Consider the following 18529-nt stretch of genomic DNA (forward strand, 5'->3'; position numbering starts at 1 on the left):
TTTGAAAACGGCAGAAGCGGACTCGATGTAGTCATCTCCTCCGCGAAGAGGCCTTCCTCATTGCCAAGCCTCCTCTGAAATTTCCTCAACGCATGCCGGCACATCATTTTTGGCCTGGCCCACGATAGCGGATACCGGATAAGCCCTCATCTCCCGCGCCTCATATGGGACAAGCAGCGAGAGCAGGAGATCCGCGTCATAGCGCTCACGATCCAGCCAGAGGTGCTCATCCTCCGCTTTTAAGATCACTGGCATGCGGTCGTGTATGTCTGCCACGATTTCATTGGGCCGTGTCGTAATGATCGTACACGTCGCGAGCCTGCTTCCATCCGGCTGCTCCCACGTATCATACAATCCGGCGAACGAGAACAGCTCGCCCGATTTCAGCATGATGCGCATCGGCTGTTTCCTTTTGCCTGACTGCTTCCACTCATAAAAGCCGTCTGCCGGGATGATGCAGCGCTTCCTGGCCACCAGATTGCGAAATGCGGGCTTTTCCATCAGTGTCTCAGCACGGGCGTTGATCATTTTGTAGCCGATTTTTTCATCCTGCGCCCATGAGGGGACAAGCCCCCAGCGCAGCTGCCCGATTCGCCTCTGCCCTTTGTGTTCGATGACAGCCGGGATCCATTGTCCCGGCGCGGCATTGTAGCGGGGCTCGTAGGCAAACGGAATCTCGTCCAGAATATAGCGTTCCATGACCTTTGCCGGGTCTGCAATGATGGTAAAACGTCCGCACATAAGCATTCCTCCCAGCTCTAGCCTATCCAAAAGCGCGCTCCTTTTTTCCGTCATCCTTCGTTTTCGCTCTTCCCCAGCCTTTTCCCTGCCAATCAGACTTTTGGCGTAAGACCACTCCATCGATATGCAGTCCCTTTTTCGTATCTTTCCTTACATCGATCTACCGATGAGACTTCTTGTCAGAAATTGTATACTGGATTCGTAAGCTTTGGAGCGAGACAAAATGCGAAGGAGTTCGTACCCATGGACAATAAAGGATTGTGGCTTGCTTATACATGTGCCGCTGTGAATGCAATCATTATCGGCTTTTCATTCCTGTTTACCAAATACGCGTTGGAAGCTGCCGATCCGCTGGATACGCTCGCTTTCCGGTTTATCGCTTCATTTGCGGTCATGTCCATCCCCGTTGCCCTCGGCAAAATCAAGCTCGATTATCGCGGAAAAAGCTTGAAGTGGGTGCTGGTGCTTGCCTTATTTTACCCGACCTCGTTTTTCACGCTTCAAACGTTTGGGCTGCAGTATGCCTCCTCAGCAGAAGGTGGGATTTTATTGGCGCTCACTCCAGTGCTGACTCTGATCCTGGCCTCCCTGTTTTTGAAGGAACAGACCAATCTCAAGCAGAAGCTCTCCATTATTCTCTCGGTGCTGGGTGTTTTGTTGATTTTTCTGATCAAGGGAAACAGCATTGACCTGCAAAACGTAACGGGCATTTTCCTGCTCTTCCTGTCCGGCTTGGCGCTTGCCGGAAACAGCGTGCTCTCCCGCTCGCTGTCGAAGCAGTTCAGTCCGGCCGAGTTAAGCTATATCATGATGGGTCTAGGCTTTGTCACCTTTTTGCTGCTATCCGGTACGAAGCATGCGGTCAACGGGACCCTCCATCAGTTTTTCACGCCTCTCTTTACCGGTAAGTTTACGGTAGCGATTCTTTATCTCGGCGTGCTCTCCTCGCTGGTGACATCCGTGTTCAGCAACTACATCTTGTCGAAAATCGAGGCGTCAAAAGCGAGTGTGTTTTCCAACCTGTCGACGGTTGTATCGCTGGGGGCTGGAGCGCTGTTTCTTGGCGAAGAAGTAACACTGTACCATCTGGTCGGAGCCGCGATGATCATTGCCGGCGTGATTGGCGCCAACCGCTTCGGGGGTGCCGCACCCGCCGAGAAAAACAAAGCAGCTGCCGCTAGCTGATACTGGAAAAAAACTAATTCCTCTCGCTATGAAATATGTGCTATAATGTTGGTAACAGTTAGGAAATGATGCCTCCGCATTCGGGGGCTTTTGTTTTGAAGAAAGGGGTGCTCGCGGGCATACCCTTTTTTGCGTTTTGATCGAAAAACATTGCAGGGAGTTGTGCGAAAGATGGAGACATTGCCATGCCAGGGTTGTCGAGGTTTATGCTGCGGGCCTGTTCCGATTACGCAGAAAGAATTGAAAAAAATACAGAAGCGGATGAAATCGATGCCGCGAAAGCTCCGTGAAGAGCTGGAAAATCAACCACGATTTCCGGGCACCTGCATCTTCTACGATCAGCGTCGTGATCAATGCGGCATTCATGACGATCGTCCTGAAGTTTGCCGCGCTTTTGGCTATCACAAAGACCTCGTCTGTTTCCGCAAACCGGAGCTGGCAACAAAAGAGAGCTTTACTCTTACGGAAAAGCCCGTTGGATACCTCAGTATTGATTTTCTGTGGAAGAGTTTTTAAGGGCAACGACTGGTCATTCTCATCATTTTCATGACATAGGTACTTGTCCCTTTCTCCATGTCCCCGCTTTGCATATGATGCAAAGAATTGAGCGCAAAGGAGGGATAGGTGTGTACAAGGATAAAAAGGAATATCATTTCAAAAAAGCGGCGCAGTATCAGATGCTGGCAGCGTTTTATGAGCATAAGGATCCACACAAGCATATTCATTACTATAAAAAGCATTTCTATCATGAGAACCAATTCGTCCGTTACGCAGAGAAGATGAAGATGAGGCGGCATTGGCATGACAGCAGCAGCTGTTAGCGGAAATGAGATTGAGACATAAACTCCCTACTAATGAACTGCACCCTAGTTGTAAGACATATCTAACAACTGGAGGTGCAGTTCACTAAACGGGGAGTTTTTTTTATGCTTCTACCGCGGAAAAGGATTCTGCTTTTCACCGTTTTTTCACGAAGTTGGTTTACGCTATTGGCTAGCCTGAGGCAATGAACACAGGTATCTATTCCGTTCCAAGCCTACATTCAGGCAGCGGCTTTGCTGGAGAGCATGGCAAAGGCTTCTCCATCGTGGCGGCACAGCTAGGGTTCTATTTTTATAAATAATTCGCGGATCCAATAACTTTTCCATAGGCTTAGACGTCATACGGAGAGAGAAAACACAAAAGTGGGGTACGCGGATGATCAAAATAAAACAAGAGATTGTCAACGGATGGTTTCTCGTTACAGGCGCTTATTTTATTACATTAATGATTGTTGCACGTTCTTATACCGCCATCACTGGTCTTCCTATCGATCACCAGAGGGACCTATCCGGTCTTGTTCTTGGTTGCTTCATGGTAGTAGTGCCTTATATTGTCGGAGGTTACTATGTCCGTAAAACAGCTAAGCATGCCGTCGGACAAACAGCGCTATGGGTTGGGATCGTCCCGTCGATATCCGAAAAAGTGCTCATCTATCTGATTGCAGCTTTTTTTGTAGCAAGCGGGGGAGACGGAGGAGGAGACGGGATCGTTACCTACAGAAGCGTAATGGGGTTTGCAGAGGCGGAAGCTGTTCCGTATTTTACAACCCTATATCTCATCACTGCTCCTTTATCCATAGTCGTTTGTGTACTAACTGCAGCATATTCACCAGGTAGACCCCATTCTCCTACTTAAAGTCCTCGTAATTTGGGGATTTTTTTGCCTTTGCGGGTACCTTTGAGATATACTGATGCTTTCTTACTATAATTCCTCTAGGATGATTACATATGATCGTATTCTTCATTGCATTTATTTTCATGGCAATGTTTCTATTGGCTTACTTCTTAATATCTCTAGACCAAGGAGGTACGCTTTTTTTACCAGGGAAGTTCAAAAGATTGCAAGCAATGAGGAAGCGCTACAAATTAGGGATTATCGTCGTTATCTTTTATCTCCTTTTTTTAGTACATTCCGAATATACCTCTACGAATATTGCCGGGTATATTTTTACCGCTTTATTAATACTTTTCGGGGTTCCCATCATCATCACATATTTTGGTATTTGTTATGCCCTTACATTAAAGGGGATAAGAAAAATCGTCTGTTTTAGCATTTCTCTTTTGCTTCTTCCATTACTGGTAGCGATCATTTACTACTCCATGTAACTGTTGAGCTGATAAAAAAATAATACAAAAAAATCATCCAGTGACTTCGTCGCTATTCGAACATATTCCAACTCTAACTGTGTGTAAAATATAGGTTCCACTTCATTTTCCAAGTCGTGCACCTGGAACGCAGCAGCATCCATATCGTGTACTGGCGCATTCCGAAGTCGAATTCGGGAGTAAGTCCAAAAAATATGAAAACGCTACTGACACACTATTGTCAGTAGCGTTTTTTTATAATCGGAGTAAGTAACATAAAGGAGTGGGAAATACATGCATTTTGCTTCTGTACGCATCATTACCGACGACGTGGATCGTCTCGTCGAGTTCTATGAGAAAGTCATAGGTGTTTCAGCGGAACGCCCCGCGCCCGTCTTTGCCGAATTCGTTGTGCCATCGGGCACCCTGGCGATCGGCCACTCCCAGACGGTGCAACTGTTCGGCGATGGTTCCGCAGTGGCGGCCAACAATCACACTGTCATCCTCGAGTTCCGCGTCATCGATGTCGATGCCGAATACGAGCGCTTGAAGCCGTTTGTCAACGAATGGGTAAAGGAACCAACCACGATGCCATGGGGGAACCGTGCTGTGCTGTTTCGCGATCCTGACGGCAATCTGGTTAATCTCTTCGCGCCGGTGACCGAGGAAGCGATCAAACGGTTCAGCGGCAGGCATTGATGAACAGTTGAAGTGAGTGAGACCTCAATTTGTGGTCATTATTATTTAGTGTGCAAGAATTTCCATGAGCACGTCAAAGGAGCAGCTGCGGCTGCTCCTTTACTGTTTTCAGTTCTGCTTGCTTTCCGGATTATTATCAGCTGGTTTAAGTAACCTATGTATGAAATCCGGCATTTTATGAAGAAGCAAGGGGATCTGCTCCCCATGGAGACAGATTCCTTTGAGCTTCTTATTCAACTATCGAACCCGTAAGTTCAACGACAGCTTCTAGGCAGATACTGATGTAACCGTGTATCAATGTTGGTTTTTTAAAGTTTCTCGTTTGGTTTTAATAACATAAATTCTCTGTGCTTTATAAATTGTTTGAAGCTCTCGTTATCCCAAAACCCAGTATTATTATTAATATGGATTTCTTCATTAAATCTTGCTAAATAAACCGTATCACCATTAAACTCAAAAATACAATTTGAATGAGGAACCTTATTCATAATTTCAAATACAATAGTTAGCATATTAACTATTGCTTTCTCCCAATCAAAGAACTTGTTAATTCTAAAACTTAAATCTTGTTGACATTTGAATTCTTCCAAGAAGTATTCTGACTCATAACCATAATAAGAATCAGAAGTATCTATTAACGCTAAAGAAAATCCAAGCGTGTCATACGTTTCTGTTATTTGAATCCCTTTTGGTATTTTATTTATTGTGTTTACGTCTAATGGTATACTCATTTTTTTCAGCTCATCAAAGATATCCTCATTGGATAGTTTTAATTCTTCTAACATAAAAGAGTAATCTAGAGCCACACGTACTAACCTCCTTTTTATGGTAATATGTGGGTTATCGATTTATCTTTAGTTATTACGATGACCTCATCTAAGTTCTGTATTGGCCAATCCCTAAATTGCTTTTGCAGTTCACCAACATCCCCATTCCAGTCCCCAAGATTGAGAACAATTCTTCTCGTTTGGCCTTTATTTATTTTTTTCTTTTCTAGCTGTGAAGCGATTGCACGTGGAGTTGTCTCACCTTTAGGTGAATAACAATCAAAGATTGTACCATTGATTAAATAGTCAGGATCTTTATTTGAATCCGTTATTTTGGGATTCTGTTCAACATCATATCCCTTTTTAGTCAGAATCTCTGCAGCTTCATTCTCTCGCGACAAGGAACGTTTCGTCTCTTAATCCATATTTTCTCTTATTGTTGTTTTGTATCCTCGTGGGTTGGCGTTTGGATCAGGAGTATTTACTGGTTTTGTTATATGTCCAGGTTCCCCCCAGTGCCCCCCACCTTGAGACTGATTGGGGGCAACGTTACTACCGTTACCCGGCCCCTTAGAACTAGCCAACGAACCATTATTAGGTGATTGAGTAGCACTTTCAACATTTGTAACCGTTTTACCTGTATTTTTCAAGGATCCGACTGCTATAGGAGCACCCCAAAACTCGGGTGCGTCCGCATTTTCTCTACCTACCTTCACATTAAATTGAACAATTGCGTTTACAAACACTTCCTCTTCCAACTCTTCTGGTACAAAAGAAACAATGTCCAGGGCATCGGTAACATCCATATTGTTAGCGTATGCTCATTCTGCCACTTTCTTCCCCCAATATTCTACACGCTCTCCATGTTCCATTGTTGGGTAAATAAGCTTCTCAAAGAGGGCAGGATTTCGCTCTTGGTACTGGCCAATAAAATCCCATGCGATGGCACCGTTGGCATCCCGTAATATTCCCTGCTCATCTGTATAGTAGCCCCGGGGTTGGTCACCGTACCGGATCTTGATATATGTAGCTGAATCTTCCATCTTGCTGAGAAGATAATATTGATAACGTTCCTTTGCTGCTATAGCGTCATACCCGTTAATTGGCTCCTGAGTAAACTGCTGTTGATACCAGTACACACCGGCCCCACTTAATACGAGTATAGCTAGGGCACCTGCAGTAACCTTCCCTTTATTGGATGACCAAAGGCTCCAAGCCCCGTGCAACATGGATGTACCACTAGTCAGCAAACCACCTAGACGAAAGAGTTGTCCCCATATTCCTTTCGATGATGTCCCTCCTGAGGTAGTTGCACTTTTTACCCCCATGACACCCAGCGCACCTATCATTGCTGAGGCAACAAACATTGCTTCGTGGAAGAAACCACCCTCTTGCTTTCTAATCAGATTAAGTAGAGCGTCCCACGTGGAGGTGGTTTGATCGTCCCCTCCTGGGACATTTGGATCCAAACTGTTTTGAACCGTTTCTTCCCATGATTTCGATTGATCATCGGGTTTTTCCCAGTGGACTTTTTCATAATCGGGCGGTTGTAACTGAGGTGGCTGATATTTGAGTGGATCGATCTTCGGCTTATACTGAGGTGGATCGTAATTAGGAAAATAGCCTGATGACGCCTGAACCCAAGAAGGTACCGACAATACATAAATGAGTAGGATAAGGGGTAGCAGACATTTTACTCCTGTTATTCTTTTACTCTGTTTCTTGTCAAAAAAAATAAAATGAATTCACTCCAACGATTATAAGTTGATATGATATTATAACCATTATTTACCACTTTGTGAAATCATTCCTTATTCCTGTCTTTCTCAGTCCACCTATGACATTAGAATCAGTAACCTCTTCGCATAACGAATTACGTACAGTAAGACGGCTCAAATGACTGCAGCCATCTTAAGAATGTTAACGTAATGATTGCTTCGTTCTTATTGATATCATTAGAATTTATATTTCTTTGTCCTTCTATTAGTTTACAGATACGGTTTTACCGCCTTGTAAATCTCCTTTTGAATAAAGAAAGTTCTTAAACACCAGAGGCAAAAGCCGAGAATACAGCAACGGACCCTTCAATAATTTATCAACTCGATCGATTACAAGTTTATTATTCTTACTTTGCGCAACTCCTCGTGCGAATTTATGAGCTGTCTTATACAAAAAACAATTTCAACAGACGGGTATTGCCTTATCTCCTCTAACACCTTGTTTAATTCAGACATGTGTTCGAAGAAAAAAAATTTAGACTGACTATGTTGATCCTACGCGGATTCTGAATTGCAAAGCCAGCAGACTACGAAAAATAAGTACTAGACTCACCCTAAAGTTAAGACAGCCGCATTCTATGACTTGAAAAATGAAGTCTTAGACTACGGCTGCTTTATTGAGCTAGCGTACCCGTTAGTTCAATTGTGGGATCTTACTTATTACTTAAGATGCTCCTCGATATTTGACGATTACATGTATGTTGAAGGTAATACCTTGCGGTTTCTTTTATAAGATGCTTCTGTTGCCAGAAGTAGGGTATAGTTGGATTAGTTGAAAATATATTCTAGGGGGTATAGCCATGTCACAGGAGATTTGGATTAACCTGCCGGTCAAAGATGTTGAGAGGTCAACTGCCTTTTTCAATGAAATTGGATTCCATGCGGTGAGCATAGGTAACGAAAGAGCCAAGCTTGCCATTGACCAAACAACGATTCTGCTGTTCCCGGATGCGGCGTTTGAGAAGTTTACAGGTTCAAAAATCGCAGATACTTCCCATAGTGCGGAGGTAATATTTTCCATCGGCGCTGGAAGCAGAGAAGAAGTAGATACCTTTATACAAAAAGTAGAGTTTGCAGGAGGAAGCATTTTTGGTAAGCCGAGTGAAATTGACGGCTGGATGTATGGCGCAGGATTTGCTGACCTGGACGGTCACCGCTGGAACCTGCTGTACATGGATGAGAGCAAAATGCCGAAACGCTAATATGGTAACGCCGGTCACCTTCTTAAGGTCACCGGCGTTACCATGCATTATATTAACACATATTGAAACTAACCTGCCCGTTACAGCTCAAACATTCAAATCTTTTCGTTCCCCTGTAACCACATATATGACCCACTCGCCGATATTGGTCGCATGATCGGCAATGCGCTCCAGATAACGGGCGACCATCAGAAGATGAGATAACTGGCGGTTCGTCGCTCGATCCGTTCCCATGAGAGAGGTAACTTCCTCAAAAATATCGCTGTACAGTTTGTCTACCTCATCGTCCATGGGAGCCAGCTGCTCGGCCAGAGAAACATCCTGATCGATGTACGCCTTCAGCGCCTGATGGAGCATTTCTATCGCCTTCGAAGCCATTTTGGGTATGTCCACCAATGGCTTTACAAGGGTTTCTCCCGTGAGCTGCAGCGTTATTTTGGCGATATCGACACCGTGATCCCCGATCCGCTCCAGGTCGGTCACGATTTTCATCGCCATGCTGATCAGACGGAGATCCCTTGCGATGGGTTGCTGCAAAGCGATCAGCCGCACACAATGATCCTCGATCGCAATCAGCATGTCATCGATCTCATCATCTAGCTGGATCGTCTCTTTCGCCAGCATCATGTCCAGCTTCGCGAGGGAGTCTACCCCACGATGGATTTGTTCTTCTACACGGTGGCCCATGCGAAGCAGATCCGTATGTAATTGCTCCAGAGATAGGTGGAAGTTGGATCGGGTTTCCAAAAGCCATTCCTCCGTTCATTTTTATCTCACTACCCGAATCTTCCGGTGATATAATCCTCTGTCCGCTTGTCCTTTGGGTTCGTAAAAATGGCGTTTGTTTCACTGGCCTCCACAAGATGTCCGTTCAGAAAAAAGACCGTATAGTCCGAGATACGGGCTGCCTGCTGCATATTGTGGGTAACGATGATAATGGTATAACGGGATTTGAGCGTCTGGGTCAGCTCTTCTACTTTTAGCGTAGAGATCGGATCCAGAGCGGAAGTCGGTTCATCCATGAGCAGCACATCGGGATCAACCGCCAGCATGCGGGCGATACAGAGCCGCTGCTGCTGTCCCCCGGACAACCCCAGGGCGGATTTTTTCAGACGGTCTTTCACCTCATTCCATAGCGCCGCTTGCTGCAGAGAGCGCTCCACGATCTCATCCAAATCCCGTTTCTTCTTGATCCCATGGATGCGGGGGCCGTACGCGATATTGTCGTAGATCGACATGGGGAATGGATTCGGACGCTGAAAAACCATCCCTACATGCTTTCGCAGCTGGACGACATCTACCTGGTTGTCGTAGATGTTTTGCTCATCCACATACACTTTTCCCGTAATCCGCACATTATCGATCAGATCATTCATCCGGTTCAATGTGCGCAGCAAGGTCGATTTGCCGCAGCCGGATGGTCCAATAAAAGCTGTGATGGATCCTTTCTTTACCGATAATTGTATGTCATGCAGGGCTTGGTTATCACCGTAATACAAGTTCAAATCCTGGACGCGTATTTTTTCGGACGTCAAAAAGTAGCCCTCCCCTCCTCCTATCCTTACCTTCCGCTTGAACGTCGGTACCAATAGCGAAATGGCAAAGCCAGGCATAAATTGATAATCAGAATGACTAAGACAAGCAGGGCAGCTGATCCCTCTGCGATCTCACGCGCGTCCGGAACCAATCCCTCGGACAAGACATACCACAGATGCACGGACAAGGTCTCGCCGGAAGCGAATACATTGAAATCAGGAGCAAAGCGGGAAACGGACACCCCTGCTGTGAAAATCAGGATCGCGGATTCTCCCAAAGCCCGACCGGCTACCAGCGTAATCCCGGTGATTAAGCCCAAGAGCGAGGTAGGAAGCAGCACGGATTTGATCGTCTGCCATTTGGTTGCGCCTAACGCTGCGCTTGCCTCGCGGTAGGAGCCCGGCAGACCGCGGAGCGTTTCCTCTGTGACCCGTACTAGGATCGGCAAGTTGAGCAAGGACAAGGTTAATGCGCCGCCAATAATCGAGAACCCGAGTCCCAGTACGGTCACAAAGACCAGCATGCCAAACAACCCGAAGACGATGGACGGAACGGAAGCCAGCATCTCCGTGGACAGCCTGATCAAATCGGTAAACCAGTGCTTCTTGGCGTATTCGGCTAACCATACGCCTGCCCCAATCCCCAGCGGAATGGAAATCGCCAAAGACAGAAGCAGGATATAGAACGAGTTGAACAATTGCGGCCCCACCCCGCCACCAGGCAGGATTTCTTCCGGCATACCGAAGACGAATCGAGGAGCGAGATGCGGCAGCCCTTGCGATAAAATCCGGTAAAGGAACCAGAACAAAATGGCCAGAATCGAAAGTCCAATGAACCAAAGCAAGATCGTCGCCACACGATCAGAAAGCTTCCCCATCTATACCTCCCTCCGCGAAGCAATCACGCGTATCAACAAGATCAACACCAGGGAAACCAGCAGCAAAACAAGAGACATGAGAAACAGCGCATTGTTGACCGTACTGCCGAAAATGGAGTTCGGCATATCCTTGACGATTTCCGTCGTCAATACGGAGGTGGGGCTTCCCGGCCCTGTCGGCAGCAAAGGAGCGTTTCCGATGACCATCTGCACCGCCATCGCCTCTCCGATTGCCCTCCCCATCCCCAGGATGATTCCGGTAAGGACGCCTGGACTGGCCGCAGGTAGCAATACAAGACGGATGGTTTGCCAGCGCGTGGCCCCTAATGCGTAGGACCCTTCTTCCAATGAGCGCGATATCGTGCGCAATGCATCTTCACTCACGCTCAGGATCGTCGGCAGAATCATGATGGCTAAAATGAGGGCCGCTGCCAAAACGCCAAATCCAGCCGTTCCCGTTGCCTTCCCGATCCACGGGACAAATACCGTAAGACCGACAAGGCCATAGACAACGGAGGGAATCCCGACAAATAAATCGACGGCTGGCCGGAGAATCTCACGCACCCACGACGGAGCGTATTTTGCCAGAAAAATCGCTCCCCCCACGGCAAAGGGTACGGCGAAAAGCAGGGCCAGTCCCGTTAAAAGAAACGACCCCAGGATAAAAACGAGAGCGCCGTACCGATTTTCCAAGGGGGTCCAATCGGTGCTGAAAAAGAACTCCGCTGGACTGACATCGCGAAATGTCTGGACACCCTGTTTCCCGACAAACAGGATGATCGAAAAGATGATGATGCTGACGAAAGTCGCGCTTGCGATAAAGACTCCTCTCATCAAGCGGTCAGTTCGTTTGGACATGGCCTTTGCCCCTTTATCCGCTATTTCTTGCCTTTATTCACGGAGACAAATTTCAGCTGCTCCACGTAGGTGCCCTGGAATTCATCGGAGAGGATATAATCCAGGAACGCTTTTGTATTCGCGTCAGGTTCGCCTTTTGTGTACATATGCTCATAGGCAAACAGCTTGTACGTGCCGTTAACCACGTTGTCGGGCGTATATTCGACTCCATCGAATTTCAGGATCTTTACGTTTCCAGTGGCATAGGGAGCATCGACGTACCCGATCGCTCCGCTTGTCTGGTCAACCGCCGTCCGCAGAGAGCCGGAGGAGTCTTGCACGATGGATTCCTTGGCAAAGTCTTTGCCTTCCGGAAGGACGAGCTGCTTGATCAGCTTGCGGGAGCCGGATGATTCCGCGCGTCCGATAATGGTGATTTTTTCATCCTGACCGCCTACTTCCTTCCAGTTTTTGATTTCCCCCGTAAAGATCCGACCAGCCTGCTCCTTCGTCAGATTGTCGACCGTCACGCTTTTGTTGACGATCAGGACAAATGGAGCGATGGCCACTTGATGATCGACCAAACCAGGAAATTCGCTTCCTGCCTCCACGTCCGAATTCCCGATGTTGACCGTGCCTTCCGCAACCTGTTTGAGCCCTGTGCCTGAGCCTCCCCCAGACACGTCGATGGTCAGATTCGGATTTTGCTTTTGAAATTCATTCGCGGCCTGCTTCACCAATGGGAGCAATGCCGTAGAGCCGGACGCCGTAATTTTTCCGGAAAGCTGTCCCCCTGCTGGCGCTGGAGCCGGTGCAGCTCCTTGATTGCCGCTTGGAGCCGGCTGATTGTTGTTCGCGGTGCCGCAGCCTGCCAGTAAAAGACCGGTTAACAGGATGGACATGAAGTTGCGATATCCACTCTTTTTCACGTGTTTGCCTCCTTTATCCGATGAATACAATCTTGTTATTTCCTTGTATAGGAGAGTGTATCCACTGAAATTGGTAAGGCTGTTATAAGGCAAAAGAAAAAAGCTATGTCTGAGAGACAGAGCTTTTTCGCAAGGCGAATGGATGACAGCATTCGCATTTAATAGAGATTCCATGGTTGCCGCCAAGCCAAATCCATATATAGGAAACATACCTCGGCCATTAACTGGTGAAAATGATAAGGAAAATTTTTGGACGGAGGGGTCCTTTGTGGAAACCATTCTGGATGGGAAAGATCGTCTCTTTGAGCAATCAGAAAACTTAAGTCAAAATGATCATGATAAATTAACGTCCGCTGAGCAAGGGAAGCTTTGGGCTACATACGTTGGGAATACCATGTCGGATTGCGTCTTAAGCTATATGCTCAATCATGTTGAGGATCAGGAAATCAAGATGGTTCTGGAGAAGGCACTCGGTTTGTCTAGACAATTTATACAAGCGATCAAAGGGATCTATGTGAAAGAAAACTACCCGATTCCCACAGGTTTCACAAAAGAGGATGTCGACATCACAGCGCCGCGATTATTTGAAGACGAATTTTACCTTCACTACTTGAAATATGTGAGCAAAGCGGGAATCAGTCTGTATGGAATCGCGGTTCCGTTGGTAACCAGATCCGATATACGCGCGTTCTTTACACAATGTATTGATCAGACCGTCAAGCTCATTAATCTGGTAAACATTGTATTGCTTAAAAAAGGATTCATGGACAAGGCACCCTATATTCCCTATCCTGAAAACGTCGATTTTATCGAGCAACATAGCTATCTCAATGGCTTTCTTGGCAGAGTCAGACCGCTGCAAGCTCTTGAGATTACACATCTTTACGATAATGTGGAAAATAATGCGACGAGCAAAGCCGTTTTGATTGGCTTCAGTCAGGTAGCGAGATCCAATCAGGCAAAGGCCTATTTTCGGAGAGGGATAGAAATAGCCACCCAGCATTACGACACTTTCAGCAATATCCTGCAAAAGGAGGGGCTAACCTCCCATTCCCTCTTAGACCGGTTGGTGACAACCTCGACTACTGCCCCTTTTTCGGATCGATTAATGCTGTTTCATAAGTTGGATATGTATGCGGTTCGAATCAGAGCCTATGGCAATGCGGTATCGATGTGCGCGAGACATGATGTGGCTACGAAATATGTCCGTTTTCTTGCGGAAGTTGCCAACTATGTCGAGGATGGAGCGAATATCCTGATTGAACATGGTTGGTTGGAGCAGCCTCCCCAGGCAGTCGACCGGAGTGCTCTGGTCTCTGATCGGAATTAACCTAGCAAAGGGAATAACAAACAATGGAGATCCTCATTCTTGGCTTACAGGAATGGGGATTCACATTTTTTAATTGCGTAGACAGGGATTACCATTGGTTCAATTGCTGCAGACATTGCTGGGGAACCAACTAAAGGTCGAACATTTTTACGTCCGTCACTTTTTTGTTACTTTGGGACCGGCTACGGCAATCACACGTGTCAAAGAGCATGCTGCACGTTGATCTGGTAAAGCTGACAGGCCACCGTCAGCTTCATTACGTTTAGAAAATTGGGCGTTTGTAACCAATACATATTAGGTTACAGCCTATTCCCTGAGTTGGGTAAACGCATAGAAATACAGAGTACCCAATACCCAGGAGGAGTTCAGATTCTACACGTACAAATTTAGATAAAATCGATACTTGGTACTACCATCTGTTGTCCTCCAAACAAATACTGGGAACCGCCGCAAATATGAGGAGGAGTTATATGGCAGATGCATTCGTTGCAAGGTCGTTAGATGAAATTCGTTTTTGGTCAAGAATTATGAAGGAACATTCTCTATTTCTACGGTTAGGATTCAATTGTGATGATACGCAATTGATTGATGAAGCCAATCGCTTTTATGCGATTTTTGAAAACATCGAAAACCAATCTCGTGCTTTCACAACAGACGTTGATCCGCGCAGAATTATTGAATTCAATAATGTTGTTCATAATGCTGTTTGCCACATTTATGTTTTTAAACGTCGTGTACTTGGCCTCATTTTGAGATGTCAAATCGGCGGAAGCAACCTGCCACTGCTGGTAGACCATGTAAGTAGAGAAGCTGCATACTTTATGCGACGTCTCGAGCAACTAAATACAGGCACTCTCGATCCACTTCCGGATGCCATTATTAACGAAAATGTATTCTTCCTAAAAATAATGGCGGACCATGCAAAGTTCATTAATCATTTGCTTGATCCGTCCGAACGAAAACTTGTAGAGCAGGCACGAGAATTTAGTCACGATTTTGATCAACTGGTATTTCAAGCCATTGATCTCGATTCCATGAAACCGCAGTCCCAAACCCAGCCATTGTTGAGCCAATTTGTGGACCAGAACCGGGTATCGGTGCGGCAATTGCGTGATTTCAAAAGAACAGCTCGCGATCTGATTGAAGCATGCCGTATTAAAAGTATTATTCCACCCCTACTGGCAGATCATGTTTTTAGAGAAGCATCGCGTTTTCTTGAAATACTTGATGCATTTGAAGCAGCGTTGTCCGGAGACTTCGGTCCTCAACGGGAAATCATCATGGAATCCGGCATGCATTGATCGTGTTTTGTCGAAAAGGATTCGTAATCATAATTTACGAGTCCTTTTTTTGTTTCGTCAAAAGGATGGCTCTCTGTTTATCAATACTTATTAAGATCTCCTACCTTCGAGGAGGAAAACGCCCATACCCGGTTCATAGGATCCCCTCATATTCGATAGATGTCTATTATGGGGAGCTATCTCCAGATTTGGCCAAATTGAAACGCACGGTGCATAAAAAAATCGCCGAGGTGATCTCGACGATTTTTTCAGCATAAGATGATGTCCACTTATACAGTTGCTTCCTGCTTCCCAAAAAACGTCCGCAGCGCCTTATACACCTCGCCCTTTTCCCGGATCACGCAATGCATGAATTTTGGATCGCGAATGTGCCGGTAAGCTGACATGAGCGTCGAATGCCGATTATACTGATTGACCTCCCCATACCCAAACATATTGCAGCGATCCATCAGCTCCTTGACCAGTTTGACGCAGCGCTCATTGTCTGAGGTGAGGTTGTCGCCATCGGAAAAATGAAACGGGTATATATTGTACTGCGACGTCGGATAGCGCGAGTCGATGATCTCCAACGCCTTTTTATAGGCGGATGAGCAGATGGTTCCTCCGCTCTCCCCTTTGGAGAAAAAGACGTCCTCCGGCACTTCCTTCGCTTCCGTATGATGGGCGATAAACGTCATTTCCACCTTCTCATATTTGGTCCGCAAAAAGCGAAGCATCCAGAAGAAGAAGCTGCGGGCGATGTATTTTTCGAAGACGCCCATCGAGCCGGACGTATCCATCATGGCAATAATGACGGCATTGGAGTGCGGCTTGACGATCTCCTCCCACGTCTTGAAACGAAGGTCTTCGTCGGTGATCCCCAGCTCAAAGTCATCGTATCCCGCGAGTGCATTGCGCCGGATCGCCGAGAGCAGCGTGCGCCGTTTGTCGATATTACCCATCAAGCCTTTTTTGCGCACATCATTGAAGCGCGTTTCTTCCACGATGATCTGCTGCTCATCCTTTGGCCGCAGGTTAGGCAGCTCCAGCTCGGCGAACAGCATCGTTTCCAGCTCTTCCACTGTGATTTCCGCTTCATAATAATCGACGCCCGGCTGATCGCCCGCTCCTTGCCCTTTGCCCGGGCCGTCTGCGGGTTCCCCATCCTTGGCGACGACATCGCCTACCTTGCTGTCCCCTTTGCCCTGGCCAGCATGCTTGCCTTTTTGAAAATTGTAGCGAAACCGATATTCATCAAGTGAACGAATCGGAATTTTGACGACATCCCGACCGTTGGACATGATGATGTTTTCCTCACTCACGAGCTCGGGAAGGTTCTTCTTGATCGCTTCCTTCACTTTCTCTTGGTGTCTGGCTTGATCCTGATGGCCTTTGCGATGAAGCGACCAATCTTCCCTGGAGACGACAAACGATGATGAGTCTTCCATGCAACCGCCTCCCTACTGGCGCCATGACGCCGGATTTATCGATTCACTGGACCTGTGGTTTCATTTATATGACCCAATCAGCCTTGCCATTCGTTTGCAGCATCTTTTCTTATTTTTATGCTTTGTCTGGCGGGAAGTTGACCGGCAATTTGGGAAAAGGCGATTGCAACTGCAATTTCATAGAAGGAAAAAGCTAACGCGTCGTACCAGATAGCGTTAGCCTTCTCATGTTACGGTATGGTTAGTGGACCTTCTGCGAACGATCCGTTGACTGCGCCCTTTTGGGGAGGATCCCCCACCCAGTCACCCCACAAACCATCGTAATGACCGGACAAAGCAGGCAAAAGAACCCATACGGCAAATACTCCAAGGTAGACACCCCCAGCACCCCGGAGACAAACACCCCGCTCACGCCCCACGGGATCAACGGGTTCACGACCGTACCGGCATCCTCCAATACGCGCGACATGTTCACGCTGTCCAGCCCGGCCTCTTCATACCGGTCCTTGAACATTTTCCCCGGCAGCAAAATGCTGAGATACTGCTCCCCGATCAGCACATTCACCCCGATCGCCGACAGGGCGGTAGAGAAGATCAGCTTCGCTCTGCTGGCGACTCCCAGCATCGGCTCGACCAGACGCTGAATCACGCCAAATTCCTGCAGCAGCCCACCCAAACCAAGGGAAAGCAGCACCAGCGACACCGACCACATCATGCTCTGGATACCGCCGCGGGACAGCAGTCTATCCACTTCCTCAACGCCCGTTTGCGCAACGAAACCATCCTGCATGATCCCCACAAGGGATGACCACGTCACGGTATCATTGGTGAAAAAGAGAAGCAGCAGTCCTGCAACAATTCCGGCAAGCAAGGTTGGCACCGCCGAGACCTTTTTCCACGCCAGTACAACCAGTACGAGGATAGGCAGCAGCGTCACCCAATGGATAAAGGCTACCTGTGAAATGGTCTCGACAATTACGCTGATTTGCTGAGATTCCACTTGCGCTTGCACCTGATTCCCCAGCAGCAGAAAGAGCAGCAAGGAGATCAGCATCGCTGGAACCGTGGTCCACATCATATGCCGGATATGCTGAAACATATCCACACCGGAAATGCTCGCGGCCAGGTTGGTCGTATCGGACAGGGGCGACATCTTGTCCCCGAAAAAGGCACCCGAGATGACCGCACCGGCGAGCAGCGGTAGGGGAATGCCATAAATATGCCCAATCCCCAATAACGCGACGCCAATGGTCGCGACCGTCGTAAACGCACTGCCGATGCAAGAGCCTACGATCAACGTCAGCACGAAGCTCGTCACCAGGAGATATTCCGAGGATAACAACTGGAGCCCGTAGACCAGCATGGAAGGGATGGTTCCGCTGGCGATCCACACCGCGATCAATACACCGATCAGGATGAAAATAAAAATGGCGGGAATCCCCGGCGTGATTCCATCGCGGAGTGCCTTCTCTACCCGCTCCCACGGGCTTTTCATCCACATGCCAAAAACGATAAAACAGAGCAGGCACAGGAGCAGCGGTACCTGAGGCGCTGCCTTCAATCCGCCGATAAATGCAGCCATGACCGCGCAAAGAACGATCATGATGCCGATCGCTTGCCTTTGCGATACGATTTTATCTGTTTCGATTGTTGCTTTCATGTTTACTTCCTCCATCTTGAATATTGCGCACCTTTACACTTTTATGCTTTTATGCTTGTTTGCTTTTAAGCGCTAAAGTATTTTTGTATTTTACAGCAACCATTCACAATATACAATACGATTGAAAATATACA

General features: G+C 47.2%; 20 protein-coding genes. 8 read left to right on the plus strand and 12 right to left on the minus strand.

Annotated features, from left to right (window positions below; translation table 11 throughout):
• Nucleotides 1-57: 57 nt before the first annotated feature.
• Nucleotides 58-741, minus strand: coding sequence for an SOS response-associated peptidase (locus EIZ37_RS22655; protein ID WP_134687041.1), 684 nt, complete (start codon nt 739-741; stop codon nt 58-60).
• Nucleotides 742-984: 243 nt separating this feature from the next.
• Here EIZ37_RS22655 and EIZ37_RS22660 point away from each other — a divergent pair, with 243 nt between their 5' ends.
• From EIZ37_RS22660 to EIZ37_RS22680, 5 genes are all read left to right on the plus strand, one after another.
• Nucleotides 985-1926 (plus strand): DMT family transporter, encoded by a 942-nt coding sequence (locus EIZ37_RS22660; RefSeq protein ID WP_134687042.1) that lies wholly within the window; start codon nt 985-987, stop codon nt 1924-1926.
• Nucleotides 1927-2097: 171 nt separating this feature from the next.
• Nucleotides 2098-2442 (plus strand): YkgJ family cysteine cluster protein, encoded by a 345-nt coding sequence (locus EIZ37_RS22665; RefSeq protein ID WP_134687043.1) that lies wholly within the window; start codon nt 2098-2100, stop codon nt 2440-2442.
• Nucleotides 2443-2552: 110 nt separating this feature from the next.
• Nucleotides 2553-2747 carry a hypothetical protein gene (locus tag EIZ37_RS22670; protein WP_134687044.1) on the plus strand — a complete coding sequence of 65 codons (195 nt, stop codon included), beginning with the start codon at nt 2553-2555 and terminating at the stop codon, nt 2745-2747.
• 376 nt (nt 2748-3123) lie between these two features.
• Entirely contained in the window at nt 3124-3603 is a 480-nt protein-coding gene (locus EIZ37_RS22675) for a hypothetical protein (RefSeq protein WP_134687045.1), read from the plus strand.
• Between the two features lie 743 nt (nt 3604-4346).
• Nucleotides 4347-4751: a VOC family protein gene (locus tag EIZ37_RS22680; RefSeq protein WP_134687046.1), complete on the plus strand. Its 405-nt coding sequence runs from the start codon at nt 4347-4349 to the stop codon at nt 4749-4751.
• Nucleotides 4752-5059: 308 nt separating this feature from the next.
• Here the strand turns inward: EIZ37_RS22680 and EIZ37_RS22685 are convergent, their stop codons facing one another.
• Genes EIZ37_RS22685 through EIZ37_RS22700 form a run of 4 tightly spaced genes read right to left on the minus strand, consistent with a single transcriptional unit; the run spans nt 5060 to nt 7176 of the window.
• Nucleotides 5060-5557, minus strand: coding sequence for a SitI3 family protein (locus EIZ37_RS22685; protein WP_134687047.1), 498 nt, complete (start codon nt 5555-5557; stop codon nt 5060-5062).
• 17 nt (nt 5558-5574) lie between these two features.
• Complete coding sequence (locus EIZ37_RS22690; protein WP_134687048.1) at nt 5575-5919, minus strand: CdiA C-terminal domain-containing protein; 345 nt, start codon at nt 5917-5919, stop codon at nt 5575-5577.
• 15 nt (nt 5920-5934) lie between these two features.
• Nucleotides 5935-6324 carry a hypothetical protein gene (locus EIZ37_RS22695; protein ID WP_134687049.1) on the minus strand — a complete coding sequence of 130 codons (390 nt, stop codon included), beginning with the start codon at nt 6322-6324 and terminating at the stop codon, nt 5935-5937.
• A 15-nt stretch (nt 6325-6339) separates the two neighbouring features.
• Nucleotides 6340-7176, minus strand: a complete 837-nt coding sequence (locus tag EIZ37_RS22700; RefSeq protein WP_134687050.1) for a hypothetical protein — start codon at nt 7174-7176, stop codon at nt 6340-6342.
• A 920-nt stretch (nt 7177-8096) separates the two neighbouring features.
• Here EIZ37_RS22700 and EIZ37_RS22705 point away from each other — a divergent pair.
• Complete coding sequence (locus EIZ37_RS22705; protein WP_134687051.1) at nt 8097-8498, plus strand: VOC family protein; 402 nt, start codon at nt 8097-8099, stop codon at nt 8496-8498.
• A gap of 87 nt (nt 8499-8585) precedes the next feature.
• Here EIZ37_RS22705 and phoU read toward each other — a convergent pair whose 3' ends face one another.
• Genes phoU through EIZ37_RS22730 form a run of 5 tightly spaced genes read right to left on the minus strand, consistent with a single transcriptional unit; the run spans nt 8586 to nt 12677 of the window.
• A complete protein-coding gene (phoU, locus tag EIZ37_RS22710) occupies nt 8586-9245 on the minus strand; it encodes a phosphate signaling complex protein PhoU (RefSeq protein ID WP_134687052.1) in 660 nt (219 codons plus the stop codon).
• A gap of 29 nt (nt 9246-9274) precedes the next feature.
• Nucleotides 9275-10033: a phosphate ABC transporter ATP-binding protein PstB gene (pstB, locus tag EIZ37_RS22715; RefSeq protein WP_235828172.1), complete on the minus strand. Its 759-nt coding sequence runs from the start codon at nt 10031-10033 to the stop codon at nt 9275-9277.
• Nucleotides 10034-10059: 26 nt separating this feature from the next.
• On the minus strand, nt 10060-10911 hold the full coding sequence (pstA, locus tag EIZ37_RS22720; protein WP_134687054.1) for a phosphate ABC transporter permease PstA: 852 nt from the start codon (nt 10909-10911) through the stop codon (nt 10060-10062).
• Nucleotides 10912-11769: a phosphate ABC transporter permease subunit PstC gene (gene pstC / locus EIZ37_RS22725; protein WP_134687055.1), complete on the minus strand. Its 858-nt coding sequence runs from the start codon at nt 11767-11769 to the stop codon at nt 10912-10914.
• A gap of 20 nt (nt 11770-11789) precedes the next feature.
• Entirely contained in the window at nt 11790-12677 is an 888-nt protein-coding gene (locus EIZ37_RS22730; RefSeq protein ID WP_235828173.1) for a phosphate ABC transporter substrate-binding protein, read from the minus strand.
• Nucleotides 12678-12945: 268 nt separating this feature from the next.
• On the opposite strand from EIZ37_RS22730, the gene EIZ37_RS22735 reads away from it, so the two are divergent.
• Together EIZ37_RS22735 and EIZ37_RS22740 are read left to right on the plus strand one after the other, a co-directional pair.
• Nucleotides 12946-14007 (plus strand): DUF3231 family protein, encoded by a 1062-nt coding sequence (locus tag EIZ37_RS22735; RefSeq protein WP_134687056.1) that lies wholly within the window; start codon nt 12946-12948, stop codon nt 14005-14007.
• Nucleotides 14008-14477: 470 nt separating this feature from the next.
• Nucleotides 14478-15308 (plus strand): DUF2935 domain-containing protein, encoded by an 831-nt coding sequence (locus tag EIZ37_RS22740; RefSeq protein WP_134687057.1) that lies wholly within the window; start codon nt 14478-14480, stop codon nt 15306-15308.
• A gap of 269 nt (nt 15309-15577) precedes the next feature.
• Here EIZ37_RS22740 and yhbH read toward each other — a convergent pair whose 3' ends face one another.
• Both yhbH and nhaC read right to left on the minus strand, forming a co-directional pair.
• Complete coding sequence (yhbH, locus tag EIZ37_RS22745; protein WP_134687058.1) at nt 15578-16735, minus strand: sporulation protein YhbH; 1158 nt, start codon at nt 16733-16735, stop codon at nt 15578-15580.
• Nucleotides 16736-16976: 241 nt separating this feature from the next.
• Nucleotides 16977-18368 (minus strand): Na+/H+ antiporter NhaC, encoded by a 1392-nt coding sequence (gene nhaC / locus EIZ37_RS22750; protein ID WP_134687074.1) that lies wholly within the window; start codon nt 18366-18368, stop codon nt 16977-16979.
• Nucleotides 18369-18529: the final 161 nt, after the last annotated feature.

This window comes from Brevibacillus migulae, from assembly GCF_004521915.1.
Lineage (GTDB): Bacteria > Bacillota > Bacilli > Brevibacillales > Brevibacillaceae > Brevibacillus_F > Brevibacillus_F migulae.

Coding starts and splice junctions, on each gene's coding strand:
- EIZ37_RS22655 (WP_134687041.1), bottom strand. CDS start 741: ATGTGCGGACGTTTTACCATCATTGCAGACCCGGCAAAGGTCATGGAA.
- EIZ37_RS22660 (WP_134687042.1), top strand. CDS start 985: ATGGACAATAAAGGATTGTGGCTTGCTTATACATGTGCCGCTGTGAAT.
- EIZ37_RS22665 (WP_134687043.1), top strand. CDS start 2,098: ATGGAGACATTGCCATGCCAGGGTTGTCGAGGTTTATGCTGCGGGCCT.
- EIZ37_RS22675 (WP_134687045.1), top strand. CDS start 3,124: ATGATCAAAATAAAACAAGAGATTGTCAACGGATGGTTTCTCGTTACA.
- EIZ37_RS22680 (WP_134687046.1), top strand. CDS start 4,347: ATGCATTTTGCTTCTGTACGCATCATTACCGACGACGTGGATCGTCTC.
- EIZ37_RS22695 (WP_134687049.1), bottom strand. CDS start 6,324: ATGGATGTTACCGATGCCCTGGACATTGTTTCTTTTGTACCAGAAGAG.
- EIZ37_RS22705 (WP_134687051.1), top strand. CDS start 8,097: ATGTCACAGGAGATTTGGATTAACCTGCCGGTCAAAGATGTTGAGAGG.
- pstA (WP_134687054.1), bottom strand. CDS start 10,911: ATGGGGAAGCTTTCTGATCGTGTGGCGACGATCTTGCTTTGGTTCATT.
- pstC (WP_134687055.1), bottom strand. CDS start 11,769: ATGTCCAAACGAACTGACCGCTTGATGAGAGGAGTCTTTATCGCAAGC.
- EIZ37_RS22740 (WP_134687057.1), top strand. CDS start 14,478: ATGGCAGATGCATTCGTTGCAAGGTCGTTAGATGAAATTCGTTTTTGG.
- yhbH (WP_134687058.1), bottom strand. CDS start 16,735: ATGGAAGACTCATCATCGTTTGTCGTCTCCAGGGAAGATTGGTCGCTT.